The organism is Erysipelothrix enhydrae (genome assembly GCF_035066605.1).
Taxonomy (GTDB): Bacteria; Bacillota_I; Bacilli_A; order Erysipelotrichales; family Erysipelotrichaceae; genus Erysipelothrix; species Erysipelothrix amsterdamensis.
Window position 1 is genome coordinate 199,328 of record NZ_CP125807.1, and the last position, 14,064, is coordinate 213,391.

15 protein-coding genes are annotated in these 14,064 nt (G+C 37.2%); 5 read left to right on the forward strand and 10 right to left on the reverse strand.

Translation table 11 applies throughout. The annotated features are described in order from the left end of the window. Window positions 1-25 precede the first annotated feature (25 nt). The 5 genes from LLS04_RS01120 to LLS04_RS01140 form a co-directional block, all read right to left on the reverse strand. Complete coding sequence (locus LLS04_RS01120; RefSeq protein WP_003775042.1) at window positions 26-1,321, reverse strand: ABC transporter substrate-binding protein; 1,296 nt, start codon at window positions 1,319-1,321, stop codon at window positions 26-28. A gap of 197 nt (window positions 1,322-1,518) precedes the next feature. Beyond that, window positions 1,519-2,340: a MurR/RpiR family transcriptional regulator gene (locus LLS04_RS01125; RefSeq protein ID WP_323611450.1), complete on the reverse strand. Its 822-nt coding sequence runs from the start codon at window positions 2,338-2,340 to the stop codon at window positions 1,519-1,521. 1 nt (window position 2,341) lies between these two features. Then, window positions 2,342-3,217 carry an ROK family protein gene (locus LLS04_RS01130; RefSeq protein ID WP_323611453.1) on the reverse strand — a complete coding sequence of 292 codons (876 nt, stop codon included), beginning with the start codon at window positions 3,215-3,217 and terminating at the stop codon, window positions 2,342-2,344. Window positions 3,218-3,229: 12 nt separating this feature from the next. Beyond that, complete coding sequence (locus LLS04_RS01135; protein WP_275159684.1) at window positions 3,230-4,102, reverse strand: N-acetylneuraminate lyase; 873 nt, start codon at window positions 4,100-4,102, stop codon at window positions 3,230-3,232. Window positions 4,103-4,371: 269 nt separating this feature from the next. Next, entirely contained in the window at window positions 4,372-5,055 is a 684-nt protein-coding gene (locus LLS04_RS01140) for a YjjG family noncanonical pyrimidine nucleotidase (RefSeq protein ID WP_323611457.1), read from the reverse strand. A 100-nt stretch (window positions 5,056-5,155) separates the two neighbouring features. On the opposite strand from LLS04_RS01140, the gene LLS04_RS01145 reads away from it, so the two are divergent. Beyond that, window positions 5,156-6,478, forward strand: a complete 1,323-nt coding sequence (locus tag LLS04_RS01145) for an MATE family efflux transporter (RefSeq protein WP_323611458.1) — start codon at window positions 5,156-5,158, stop codon at window positions 6,476-6,478. Between the two features lie 6 nt (window positions 6,479-6,484). Here LLS04_RS01145 and LLS04_RS01150 read toward each other — a convergent pair whose 3' ends face one another. Together LLS04_RS01150 and LLS04_RS01155 are read right to left on the reverse strand one after the other, a co-directional pair. Then, entirely contained in the window at window positions 6,485-7,267 is a 783-nt protein-coding gene (locus tag LLS04_RS01150) for an alpha/beta hydrolase (protein ID WP_323611460.1), read from the reverse strand. Window positions 7,268-7,293: 26 nt separating this feature from the next. Then, the gene (locus tag LLS04_RS01155; protein WP_323611462.1) at window positions 7,294-8,121 is read right to left on the reverse strand and encodes a hypothetical protein; all 828 of its coding nucleotides are present in this window, start codon (window positions 8,119-8,121) and stop codon (window positions 7,294-7,296) included. A gap of 145 nt (window positions 8,122-8,266) precedes the next feature. Here LLS04_RS01155 and LLS04_RS01160 point away from each other — a divergent pair, with 145 nt between their 5' ends. Further along, a complete protein-coding gene (locus LLS04_RS01160) occupies window positions 8,267-8,764 on the forward strand; it encodes a YbaK/EbsC family protein (protein ID WP_123171213.1) in 498 nt (165 codons plus the stop codon). 20 nt (window positions 8,765-8,784) lie between these two features. Here the strand turns inward: LLS04_RS01160 and LLS04_RS01165 are convergent, their stop codons facing one another. Beyond that, window positions 8,785-9,276: a GNAT family N-acetyltransferase gene (locus LLS04_RS01165; RefSeq protein ID WP_323611463.1), complete on the reverse strand. Its 492-nt coding sequence runs from the start codon at window positions 9,274-9,276 to the stop codon at window positions 8,785-8,787. Window positions 9,277-9,298: 22 nt separating this feature from the next. Next, a complete protein-coding gene (locus LLS04_RS01170) occupies window positions 9,299-10,621 on the reverse strand; it encodes an MATE family efflux transporter (RefSeq protein ID WP_323611464.1) in 1,323 nt (440 codons plus the stop codon). A 149-nt stretch (window positions 10,622-10,770) separates the two neighbouring features. Between LLS04_RS01170 and LLS04_RS01175 the strand changes: the two genes are divergently transcribed. From LLS04_RS01175 to LLS04_RS01185, 3 genes are all read left to right on the forward strand, one after another. Beyond that, the gene (locus LLS04_RS01175) at window positions 10,771-11,271 is read left to right on the forward strand and encodes a YbaK/EbsC family protein (RefSeq protein ID WP_123171210.1); all 501 of its coding nucleotides are present in this window, start codon (window positions 10,771-10,773) and stop codon (window positions 11,269-11,271) included. A gap of 180 nt (window positions 11,272-11,451) precedes the next feature. Continuing rightward, window positions 11,452-12,231 carry a hypothetical protein gene (locus LLS04_RS01180; protein ID WP_323611465.1) on the forward strand — a complete coding sequence of 260 codons (780 nt, stop codon included), beginning with the start codon at window positions 11,452-11,454 and terminating at the stop codon, window positions 12,229-12,231. Between the two features lie 39 nt (window positions 12,232-12,270). Beyond that, window positions 12,271-12,867, forward strand: coding sequence for an ABC transporter ATP-binding protein (locus LLS04_RS01185; RefSeq protein ID WP_323611466.1), 597 nt, complete (start codon window positions 12,271-12,273; stop codon window positions 12,865-12,867). 488 nt (window positions 12,868-13,355) lie between these two features. Here the strand turns inward: LLS04_RS01185 and LLS04_RS01190 are convergent, their stop codons facing one another. Next, on the reverse strand, window positions 13,356-14,054 hold the full coding sequence (locus tag LLS04_RS01190; RefSeq protein WP_275144331.1) for a LytR/AlgR family response regulator transcription factor: 699 nt from the start codon (window positions 14,052-14,054) through the stop codon (window positions 13,356-13,358). Window positions 14,055-14,064 lie beyond the last annotated feature (10 nt).

Genomic DNA, 14,064 nt, shown 5'->3' on the forward strand with positions numbered 1-14,064 from the left:
ATCTCCCATCACTATGATTGATAACCTATTGTGCTTCTTTTATTGTATTATTTGCTTTTTCTACAAATGCATCGGCTGCTGCTTTTGGTTCTGCTTCACCACTCATTACAGATTGTAACATTGGGAACCAGTAAGGACGCATTTTTGCATAACCTTCAATGGTATTGTAGTAAGGACCAAATTGAGGTGTTAGTGATTCTGCGAATTTAAGTTCTGCATCATCATATAATCCTGTTTGACCTTGTTGTGCTGAGAAGTTTCCTGTTGCAAGAAGTGTACGTTTACCCCATACTTCATCATTGATCATGAAGTCTGCGAATTTTTGAGCTGCTGCTGCTTTCGCATCATCACCGTTGTCAAATACGGCTGGACCTGCAACTAAGAATTCATATTTAGGTGCTTTCGCATCATTTGGATAAGGTAAGAAACGTGCATTCATGTCTGAACCTTGCATGTGTTGTGTACGAAGTCCTGGAGATGAAAGAATTGAAATTGCGGTTTTATTGGATTTGAAGTATTCTTGACCATCTTTTGATTCAAGACCTTGTCCACTTCCAAGTAATCCCTCTTTTGAAGCTTTAGCTACCCATTCTAGACCTTTAACACCTTGTTCGTTATTAATGGTATATTCTGAGATTGCTTCATCTGTAATCCATGAGCCGTATAAGTTTGAAACAAAGGCACGAGGACCTTGATCCCCTGCAGCTGATTTCGCATAAAGTAATGTCGGAATCATTTCTGGATCTTTTTCTTTAACTGCTTTTAAGAATGTTTCAAATTCATCAACAGTCCAATTACGTCCTGGATTATCTTCTTTATCTAATGGAAGTAAATCTGTGATTCCTAACTTATCTGTTACATTGGTATTTACAGCCATTAAGAATGGTGCAATCCCTTGTGGGTAAAGATAGAGTTTATTATCAAGACTACTTGCTTTTACTGCAGATGCATCAAGTTGTTTTGTATCCACATCTGCAAATTCTTTGAGGTATCCTTTTGAAGCCCAGTCAATAACACGACCTGGAGCATCATAGATTACATCTGGATTTGTTTTTGATTGAATTGCGGTTTCAACTTTTGCAGGACCATCGGTAAAGTCAATTTTTTGGTAATCAACCTTAATGGTTGGGTTTTTTTCCTCAAATGCTTTAATAAGCGCTGCATCGTAATCTGCTGAATCTGGAAATTCTTGATCATTGGTAAAGTTTGGGAAGTTCCAATATTTAATGGTTACTTCTTCAGAATCTTTCTTCTTACCACATCCTGTCAACAACAACGCTAATGCTGCTGTTGTGATAACACCTTTCGTAAATCGTTTCATGCTTTTCCTCCTCTAACATGCATATCAAGCATTTGAATATGCTGTACGTAATTTCATAATAGCATCTATTTGTATCTTTGCAAGCGTTTTCATAAAATTATTTACAATTTCATAATTCATGAAATTCATTTTCGTAAACACAGTTTAGATTTTGCTTTTATTAAAACAGTTTTCGTAAAAAACGGCTTTAAATTACCTTATTCTTCTATTTTTTCATTTGCTTTTTTGATAATCGCATCCACAGTTTGACTCATAACATAACTGTATTGATCATCTTCCAATAATTTCATGGAGATAATATCAACAAGATACATAATCGCAAATTGCGAATTCACAAAACGTTTGTTGTCGATAAATAAACTGTTGTATACAAACATTTGGTAATCACTAATATGCGCTAATTCACTTTCTGAGAAACTGGTCATGGATAATATTTTTGATCCATTATTTTTAGCTGTCTTTACAGCATTAAGTACTTCAATTGTTTTCCCCGATGTGGAAATACCAATCACAAGATCTTTCTCTTTGGTAATGGTTGAATTAATCAACATCATATGGGAATCGGTAATACCGGAGACATTGAACCCCATACGTAATAATCGTTGCGTCATTTCCATCGCTGTGAGCCCTGAACTCCCAACGCCATAGATAAAGATTCTCTGAGCATCTTTTAAAGCTGTAATTACACGTTCCAGCTCTTCTTTGTCGATGTTTTTCTTTGTGCGATCTATCACGCGATTGTAGTAAGAATAAACACTATCAAAGATATCCGAAGACTCAAGTGGTATCCCATCTTGTTCTGCAGCAGAAATTTGAATTTTCATATCAACAAAGCTCTCACACCCAATTTTGCGACAAAAGCGCGTAATCGTTGCACTGGAAGTTCCCGTTTGTTCTGCCAGTTTGCCAATATTTATATTTTTAATTTCATTATTCTTTTGCAGAATGTACATGGCAATTTGTTTCTCTTTCTGAGAAAAATTGACATATTGTTTTTGTATTTCATCGAGGATATCCATGTTATCCTTCCTTTCTTCTTAAAAAATGATAGAGTGCACCAACCATGCCCGCATCATTTTTAAGTTTTGCAAACTGGATGTTTGCGGTATTAAAGGATGGGATCATGGTTTCTTCAAGTGCTGCTTGAATCATTGGTTCAAGATAAGCTTGCTGTGCCATAATTCCCCCACCAAGAACGATTACCTCGGGGTTGATTAAGTATTGAATCGTAGCAAGACCTTGAACTAAATGATCCACAAATCGTGTAAGTGCTTGTTGACAAATAAGATCCCCTCTTTTTGCATTGGCAATTACCAATCGTCCATCAAATATCTGATCGCTGGGATGATGTTTCATCACATCTTCGACCAATGCGGTTGTGGACGCTAAATCTTGAAAATATGCGTTATTGATTGGAATGTAACCGACTTCCCCAGCTGTTCCGCTTGAACCATGCCAAAGATTTCCTTCAAACATTAATGCACCACCTACCCCTGTACCAATGGTAAGACATACCACAGACGATGCACCGCGTGCAGCACCCTTCCAATATTCACCCATACAGGCACAATTCACATCATTCTCCACAAAACATGGAATGTGATAGGTTGATTCGATAATTTCTTTAAGTGGGGTTCCCGTATAATCTGGAATCGTATACCCCGCATATTGAATGGAACCGGTCTCTAAATCAACAACACCAGCCGTTGAAATCGCAACACCATCGACTTCTAAATCCTGTTTTAGAATCTGATGTAAGGTATCAACGATTTCATGATTTCCAAGCGTTTGTTTTACAGAGAGGGTTTCGGTTTCAGTTAACGCTTCACCCATTTCGTTATAACATGCATGTTTTATCGAAGTACCTCCGATATCAATGCAACGGTAACGCTTCATGACAAACCTCCTTTATGCTTTTACATACATTTGGTGAATCTCAATTGCACGTTTACGTTGTGCTTCTTGAGGTGCTTTCATCGGTTCGCGACAAATACCTGCATGAACTCCTTCCTCTGCTAAGATTAATTTTAATGTGTTGTAAAGGCCATTATCTAAGACTGCACTGATTAAGTCATTGGTTTCTTTTTGAAGCTGTAATGCGGTTTTTAAATCCCCTGCATCCACGGCATCCATCGTTTGACGAGCTTTTAATGCATTCACATTAAAGGTAGAACCAATCGCCCCATCAACACCTAATGCACATGCTGGCAACAACATCTCATCAAAGCCGGCATAAATTAATTTTTCAGGGAATGTTGTGCGCATACGTTCAAGAAGATAGAAATCCGCAGCCGTAAACTTAACACCCTTAATTTTCTCGTTTTCAAAGAGTTCTGCAAATTGATCCAAAGAAAGCGATACACCCGTTAGATAAGGAATTGAGTAAATAATCATCTCTGTATCAATATCTTCTAAGATGCGGTTGTAGTAATTTTTAACTTCCTCAAAATCAAATTTGTAATAGAAAGGCGTAACCGCTGAGATTGTTTTATATCCGAGATCTGTTACAAAACGTGCAAGTTCTTTGGCTTCTTTAAGGTTTGTGGAACCTACTTGCGCAATCAAATCACATGCCCCTTGCGTTTCATCAAAAGCAATCTCAAAGATTCTTTTTTTCTCTTCCGTAGAGATTAAGAAGTTTTCCCCCGTACTTCCTCCGACATAAAGACCATCGACCTTATTATGATCGATATTGTAACGGACAATTTCGCGTAATCCTTGTTCGGAAAGATCTCCGTTTTCATCAAAGGCAACCAGTAATGCTGAATATAGTTTTTTCATTTTCCACCTCTGCGATTATCTTGGTATCGCTTACATTTGGAGTATAGCATCGAAAATTGTTTTAATCAAGATGATTTATTGAAAACAAATACCGTTTGAGTAAGCCCTTACAACGCAGTGTATACTATCCTTAACTTTGTAAATGATTACCAAATACAAAAAGAACCACTTTATAGTGGTTCTTCTGTTTGTTTTCTTGATTTTGAATCCAATCGAAAATTGTTTTCATTAAAATCATTTTCGTAAATATATTTTTTATCGTTAGGTTCTTATTTAATAATATCCAGGAAATCAAGCAGATTATTAATCTCAAAATCCGGATTAATATCTGTTGAGTTGGCTTTCCCTTCAGGGTTATACCAACATCCAGTAAGTCCCGCATTCATTGCACCATAAACATCTGCTTTAATATTATCACCCAATACAATTGTTTCTGCAGGATTAAACGGTTGCATTTCTTTGGCGACAATCTCAAAAAACTCAATCATCGGTTTCGCATACCCAAGTTCTTGAGAAATAAAGATATGACCAAACCAATCACGAATGTTTGCGTGATCCAGTCGTTTATATTGTGTATCCGTAATCCCATTGGTCACAATGCCTAAACGATAGTCTTCCTTGACTGCCTCCAGTAATTCCATTGCACCCGGCATAAAGATATTATTTTCTTCAATCAGTGTTCGAAACATTTGATCCATCTCACGACCTGTATACGGTAAATCAAAGGATGCTAGGGAGACACCAAAGCGCTCGTCAAGAATGGTTTGTTGATCAATCTCGCCGCGTTCATGGGCTTCCCATAACTTATGGTTCACATCATAGTAGTAATCCAAGACTTCTTTGGTATACGGTACCTTTAACGTTTCAAAAAGTTGTTTAAGCGCAATCGTTTCAGATTCCTTAAAATTTAACAGGGTATTATCAATATCAAAGAGTAATGTAGTATATGTCATAATGTCCTCCAAATCCTATTTATTCTATCATACATTAAAGACAAACATGATATGATGAGCTTAAATTCAACGTTTCAAAGTAGAATCTCGGAGGCCTTTTATGAATACAATACCCACACGCAAACAATTGCGTCATAATCTCGCCCGTTACATCCTTCCCTCAATCGGAGCGATGATCTTTTTTTCTTTATATACCATGGTTGATGGGATGTTTGTCGGTAAAGGCGTCGGACCACAAGCTTTAGCTTCCGTAAACCTTTCAATGCCTTACATCAATATGATTTTTGCGTTTGCCTTAATGATTGCGGTCGGTGCATCAACCCGCATCACTTATTACTTCGGTAAAAAGAACCTCTATGAAAGTAACGTCATCTTCTCACTGGGTTTCTGGTTTTTAGGGCTTTTCGCTTTGGTCTTAGCCATACTTATGGGTCTATTCCGTGACTCCATAATTCTTTTGTTAGGTGCAACACCGGATACCATGCACTATGTTTCTCAATACCTAAGTATGATGATCCTATTTAGTCCATTCTTTATCTTGACCTATTACCTTGAGGTACTGGTTAAAGCCGATGGTGCTCCTGGTTTATCGTTGCTGGGTATCATCTTAAGTGCCTTTGTGAACATTATCCTGGATTATCTTTTTGTAATTCAGTTTCAATGGGGCATTCAAGGTGCGGCAATTGCGACAGGGATTGCGCAAGTCTTCGGCTTTATCTTCTTTTTATCGTATTTCCTATCTTCTAAATCCACGCTGAAATTTATCAAGCCTACTTGGAATTTTCAGACTCTCATAAAAATGATTCAAATTGGAATTCCAGATGCCTTAACGGAGCTTTCTTCTGGATTTATTACCTTTGTCTTTAACCTTGGGGTTGCCTTCTATTTTGGATCCAATGGGCTTGCGGCCTTTGGAGTCTTAATGTATCTAACCAATCTGGTTACGGTTACCATGATTGGAATCAATCAAGGTATACAACCCTTAATCAGTTACTATCACGGTCAAAAACAACCAAAACTTATTAATTGGATTTTAAACGATGCACTTTTTGTCAGTGTGTTGTGTGGACTTGGGTTCTTCATCCTTTGTCAGGTTTTTCCAAAAGTCCTTGTAAGTGGCTTTATTGATGCAAAGAATATCGATCCTTTCAACCTTGCGGTTAAAGCATTACCGATTTTTAGCTTTGGATTCCTTCTATCGGGAATTAATATTGTCTTAGCCGGCTATTTTACTGCACTGGAACGTATTCGTCCGGCAATGCTTATTTCAATGATGCGTGGCTATCTTCTTGTAGCGCTGTGTGTAATCAGTCTTCCTTACTTATTCGGTGCAAGCGCGATTTGGTTGGCTCCCCTAACGTACGAATTGCTTACCCTAGTCGTTTCATTAATCCTATTTAAACACTATAAAAAAACAGCCTAGGCTGTTTTAGAAAAAATGTTTAAACGCATAATAGGTGCCATACTCCCAAAAAGGCCACGAGTGGTCTCCATCATCAAGATAATGAACATCCACCTCTGTATAGGCTTGTAAATCGGTGACAAAGCGTTTTACTTCTGAAATCGAAACGGCTTCATCCATTCCACCTGTCATAACCAAAAAAGACACAGGTAGGTTTTTTGATTGGTATGACGCAAGACTTGCACTTGGATGTTGACGAGTCCAAAGTTCATGATCAAATACATCATTTTGATCCCGGAATACATGCCACTCATAGGTTACTGTTGTTGGTGTCATGGTATACCAAACTGCCGGCGATAAAGCCATTACCTTTGAAAAATACTCGGGATAGCGTAAAGCTAAATTACTTGCCCCATAACCTCCCATAGATAAACCACCAATAAAGCGTTTTTCTCGGGTAGGATGAAGTCCTAAACGCGCTTCAAGTGTTGGAATAAGATCTTCGATCACGGCCGTCTCCATTTGAAAACAACGACTGTTTAGATAAAACGAGTTAAAGCCATCTACAAAAATCACAACACATTTACGACATTCACCCAGTTCCATACACTCATCCAGAAACTCCGGCAATAAAAACCGCTCCGTCATATTACGATGGTTTCCAGTTGCCCCATGTAAGAGATAAACAACAGGGAGTGAACCAAACGATTCATTACTGTCTAAATATGGACAGTATGCACTGTAATTCCAATCAAATCCTAATGATGGTGAATAGATTGTTCCATCGACCATCTCACCGCTTTTTCCCATAGAACCCCTCTTTTCTATTTTAAATACTAGTCGATATTTTTAACGTCAAAACCACCTAAGAATTCCTTCCAACCTTCAGCGGTCTTACCATTATCCGCTACGAAATAACGACGGATACCATTTGAGTTCGTTTCACTTTGATTCGAACTTGTGAACACATCACGACTTTCCTTAATATTTTTGTTTAAAACATCCCAAAATGGATTGTTCTCATCTTGAAGAAGTTCTTTCAGAGCATCACGATCTAAATATCGAATGATACCCCCTCGTGTTTTTGATAAATCAATAATGTCTTCAAAATCATGCTTTGACAGTGAAATGCTTAATAAGTGGTCCATCAATTCGTCAAACATATAGATTGAGTCAACATAATTCGTATCTTCATCGTATTCAAGTAAGACACGCTTACCATTCTTTAACTCAAGAAACTCATAACCTGTTGAAAATGGTGGTAGCTCTGTCAATTTCTTCAAGGCAATGTCATTAGACTTTTTGATATTTTCAGTAACAAAAAGCTCCCCTGTATTGTTGCGATGATTCAACATATGAACCTTCTCCGTTCTAAGATTTTGACCGTTTAAAATGGTCACGGTACCAACGACCAAATCACCCTTTGTATTTTCTTTATAGTAAACACGACCATTAAGATCATCCATATTCGCATAGGCATAATCCAAGGGATTTAGATAAGAATCCAATTCACTCGATGACTCCATGTTCGAGATATAGGCTGTATAAGTTTTTCCCGCAAAAAAAGCGTCAATCGCTTTTTGTTCCGATCCTTGCGGATTCGTGCCACACCCCACCAGCACAAAACTTAACATCACCAAAATGATTCCATATATTTTTTTCATAACTTCCTCCAATATGTATGGAAATAATAGCTTAGGCACTTATTAAAAGCAATGACTTCACGTATTTATCATACGAACATGACTAAGCCTTGAAACCTGTTTCAAAATCACTTATGATGATTATAAAGAAACAGGAGGGGTTTTTATGAATCCACAACCATATCAAGAAGAAATCTATCATTTACTCCATGAATTAGACATTCCTTATCGGGAAGATCATCATAAACCAATCTTTACTGTTGAATCGGATGATCTCGATATTCCAGGTCCACAAGTAAAATATTTACTATTACAACCTAAGAAAACGGATGAATATTACTTAGTCGTTGCCCACGATGAAACACATCCTGATTTAAAACAACTTGCTCAGGACTTAGGAACCAAGCGGCTTTCCTTCCCTTCGAATGAAGCGATGAAAGATTTATTAGGGATTGAGTTTGGTTCTTTGACCTTGCTTTCACTTATCGCAGATACCAATCATAAAGTCACCCCGATTTTTGATACCGCGATTGACCGTGATGATACCATTGGTCTTCTCGCCAACAACAATACCATCACCTTAACCTTACAGGTTCGTGATGTGGAAAAATACCTCAATCATCTTGGGTATACACCCCGTTATCTTGAATTAAAACAAAAATAAAGACCTCCTAGGAGGTCTTCTTAATGATATACAAGCTCAAACTCAATGAGTTCTTGATCTTGCATCTTTACGGTAAAGCCAAGATCTGTTAAGAGATGAATGGCCGCCATATTATGTGGGATGGAATAGGCAACAATTCGTTTTAACGCTAAATTTCGAAAACCATACTCAATAAGAGCTTCACTAATTTCACGACCGAGGCCTTGTTTTTGAGCACTTCGACGTAAGATCCAACCCATCTCATACGTTTTAAGATCATCGCCCACATCTTCTGTTTCCAGTTGATGAAAAATCACGTGTCCAATGGCTTCTTGAGTTGCTCGATCTTCAATCGCAAACAAAGGTGGATTTTCAATTAAACAATACGTCTTCAGGAATCCTTTAATGGTTTCATCATCCATTACCGGTTCAATAAACTGCATCACCGTGGAGTCTTTAAGCCATGTTTTCGCATAATCAAAGTCTTCCCGACAAAAAGGCCTAATAATACATTTGTGTGTTTTGAGTTCCATAATTCACCTCACCAATATCATATCAAATTCGTTTGGATTCTACGTGAAAATCTTGTTTGTATTGATTTACTTGTTTCCAATACACCACCATGGAGTACAGTAAAACACAGTATTGGGCAAGCGGTACAGAAAGCCAAACCCCTTTTAGTCCAAGCATGAAAGGTAACACCCACAATAAGAGAATTGTGGTAAGAATGGGTTCACTGTAGATCGGACGATAAGCTGTATGGTTGTCTCGCGTTGCATAGGCGTAAGATGTGGAAACGCGAAGGAATGCAATCGGAATTAATCCGAGTAAGAATAAAGGCATCACTTCTGCGATCATCAACGCGACTTCCTCTGAAGCACCAAAAAACCTTGGAATCATAAATCTTAAACTGTATAGAATTACCATACAGGTCAGTGCAACCCCAAATGCAAATCGGATTGCAATTGATACAATCTCATGAACTTTGTCCATACTATCATTACCATAATAACGACTGATTAAAGGTTGACAGCCATCGCCAATTCCTTGAAGTAATAATTGAACACTAAAAACAACATAACAGATGACACCATAGCTTGCTGCTGCGATATCACCACCATATTGAATGGCAGATTGGTTTAAAACAATAATCATGAGATTGGGGGATAAGATTAATCCAAAAGGTGATAACGAAACCTTTAGGACCTGAACCACAGAACTCAATGTAACTTTGATTTTCTCAGATCCACCAAATGGCACATGTTTAAACATATAACCAACACATAAAAGCATGGTTAAAGCTTGGCCGATAATTGTAGCATAACCGGCTCCAGCTGTTCCTAACTTAAGAACGGATACAAAATAACCATCCAAAATAACATTCGTTATAAATCCAGTTATCATCGCAACCATCGCGAAGAGGGTGCCACCATAATTACGGATAATGGGAACCAAACCGGTTGCCATTATTTGAAATATTGAGAAAAGGATAATAATTCGAATATAATCGGCTGCATAATCGAAAAGACGTCCTTGCGCTCCAAAAAACGTTAAAATCTGTGGATAGGTTTTAACGAGTAAAACAAAAGCTACTAGGGAAGCACCAATCAGTAAGCATACCGTTGTTTTGAGATAACGTGCCTGGTCTTCATGATCATTTGACCCCAGTGCAATCCCTATTTGAATCGCACCCGCTAACCCAATTCCTGTTCCTAAAGCCTGTATAAAGGACGTAATCGGATAGGCTAAATTAATTCCAGCAATTCCTAAATCGCCTACATTTTGACCAATAAACCATCCATCAACAATGGCATATAAGCCAGAAAATGCGAACGCAAACATCGCGGGTAACACATTGCGATAAAAATCTTTACGCATATCATAAACCTCTATTATTTTCTAAGCATAATGATAAGTATAGCAGATATATTTTACATCGCAAGACGCACCACTTAGCAAGAATGTTCCTTGTAATCACGTTATATTTGCGTTACGATTGAAGTACAAGTAGAAAAAGGAGCAATAGAATGAAAAATCAATACGGACAACAGATTACAGACTTATTGCACGAACTGAATATTGAATACCGTGAAGATCATCATGAACCCATATTTTCAGTAGAAGTTGAAATCCCCGAACTTCCTGGCCCACAAATTAAATATCTTCTTGTGAAACCGAAAAAAACGGAACATGAGTTCTATTTAATTCTTGCGCATGATGAAAAACATCCCGATCTAAAAGACTTACAAGCTCAACTTGGAACCAAACGCTTAACCTTCCCGACCAGTGAAGAGATGAGCGATTTAATTGGCGTTGAATTTGGAAGCCTTACTGCAGCTTCCGTAATTGCAGATAAGAATCATGAAATTACCGTGATTGTGGATGAAGCCATTGATCGTGATGATACAATTGGAATTCACCCAAATGATAATTCGATTACGTATACCATTGCCTTTAAAGATCTTGAACGTTACCTTGATCATCTTGGCTATACACCCCGTTACATTCCTTTACTGGATAAAGAATAATCATCATATAGCACATGCGAAACCGTGTGCTTTTTTTATGCTTTGAAGCCTTCGATATTGTTTTCTTAAATAATATTAATAGCGTTGAAATTACGTGTTTAAGACGGTTTAATTAGGGTGACATGTCACTTTTTTCAGAAGACATGCTTCTGATGCTTATTTTAAATTAGAGGAGGAACCATGATTAAACGAAATTTTCTCTTTTTTTCTGTACCGATTTTTGTTCAGGTGCTTTATATTTGCACTACAGAGTGCTTCCAATTTCCAAACGGACTGCTTAATTTTTATTTTGTATTTGATGGCCGAAATGCTATTTACATTACAATCTATGCATTTATGCTTGTTCTTTATGCAACAGACTTTGACTACACGATCATAAACAATCATTTTGATGACTTTGCACGCATCCGATTAAACAATGCGTTCTTATGGAAACAAATACTTAGGGTTATTTTAAAATCACTATTATTTGCATTAACAATGATGCTTTCTGAAATGGTGCTTCTACACGTTTTCAAACAACCACTTTTTCCACTGAATGCACCCATCGAACAAGACCACCTACAAATTTTACCTTTCACAAATGACCCTATATCAAATCAGGTGGTTTATTCAGGTTTAAGAATTCTAGGTTCAATTATTATTTCATTGTTCTTCTTTAGTTTAAGCCGTTTTATTAAACATCGTTACCTCTATGTTGGACTTATTCCTACACTTATTATCGGATTAATCTGTTTCTTGGGAGTCTTAGGTCCGGTGTGTTTACGCACCTTTGGCTATGAAGGCATCTTACCCAAGATTTTATCAACTACGATGATTGGAAATGTCTTTTCAGCTGGAATGTTTCAAATGCGTACACCACGTATCTTTGCAGGTCTGGCATCTTCAATATTCTATTTAGCGCTCACAGTGATTAATTTGTATGTAAGTAATCATCTGCGAAAAAAAGGAGTGGTTTAATTTTGAAAAGGACCATTTCAGATACAGAAAGGAGTTTATATGATTCAACTACACAATGTATCCAAATCATTCCGAGATCAGGATGTGCTTAAATCCGTCGATCTTACAATACAAAAAAGCCAAACCATCTATATCAAAGGCGCAAACGGTTCAGGAAAATCAACTCTGCTTAAAATCATTGCGGGATTGATCAATCCTGATGGTGGAAGTATTTCAGGTGTTTCAGGTTTAGACGTGGGTGCTCTCATCGAAAATCCTAGTTTTATTGAAGAGCGACCCCTCTTAGATAACCTAAAATTTCTTTATACATTAAAACAGAAGTATGACTATGATGCGATTAAAAAATATTGTGACCGTCTGCAACTTGACATCACCAATCCTAAACCCATGCGAAGCTATAGTATTGGAATGCGTCAGAAAGCAGGTATTATTCAAGCAATTATGGAACGTCAGTCACTCATTCTCTTTGATGAACCTACACGAGGCTTAGACCAAGAATCTGTAGATGTCTTTATCGAACTCATACATCAAGATCTTAAAGACAGAACCATCATCATCTGTGCCCACGAAGGGATTCAGAACATCCAGTTTGATCAACGCTATGAGCTTAAAAATGGGATTCTTACAACGTTCTAAGTTTTTAATCATTACTAATCTCGTTTCATTATTTATAACTTCACTAAGCAATGATTCAGATGAGTACCTTCGTATGCTGTGTCTACTGCCAACTGAAAATAGCCCTTATGTCAACACACTTGCTTCACTCCTGTTAACCCTCTTGCATATTTTGACAGTGAGTTCTTACATTTCTTATATGATTGAAATGCGAGCGATGATTCAAGTTCGTATTCAAAAATACTACTGCATTCGTTTAATTCATGAAGTCATACAAATTAGCCTTCTTCTATTAATCTGCCAAAGCTTATCTTTTAATCTTTTATGGAGCTATGACGTCTTATTCATCTTCACTTACTTTATGTTTGTTTCGAGTTATCTAATCATTTTATACTTTAAAACATCTAAACTTTGTGTCTTACCAACATTTTTACTTACACTTATTTTCAGACTGATTTTATCCCTCACATACACTTAAAAGACATGCATCACGCATGTCTTTTCTATTTTTATCGCTTCAACATTACCTTAAGTATCTTTGGATAACGTCCTCGCGAAATAACAATCGCCTCAGGATCGTTCTTTAGAAATAATGTTTTCGGATTCAGTTGAGAAATATAATTTACATTTACAATCGTCCCGTGATTTGCCCGTACAAAACGTGCGGCATCTAACACTTCTTCTATTGATTTTAAAGATTGGTTCATGACCGTATATGTTCCCGTCTCGGTATAAATAACGGGATGACGCTTCTCATAGATGATTGCTTTAATTTGATTTTGTACCAATCTTACCATACCCTCTCGTGTTTTAAAGATGATGCTTTGATCGCAGTTCTCAATTTTTAAAATCGCAGCCCGTAATGTTTCCTCTAAAGTTGATTCTATATTTTCTTGAAACATTAATCCATAAATATTTGTTCCATAGACCGTATGCATTACATCATCAAGTGACGATATAAAAATTACAATAAGATTTGGATTCAAACGTTCAAGCGAATGGATACATTCGATTCCGAATTGATCGGGTATGGCTACACTGATGATTAGGATATCAATCTTTAAACATAATGGGTCTGTTTGAAAATCTACAAATTTTTTATATAAGAAACACTCGTTAATGCTATGGCGTTTTTTTATCCGTAAAAGACTTTGGAAAAGCTGGTGCCTAACATCTTCACACTCATGAACAACTGCAATATGATACATCTGTTTCCCC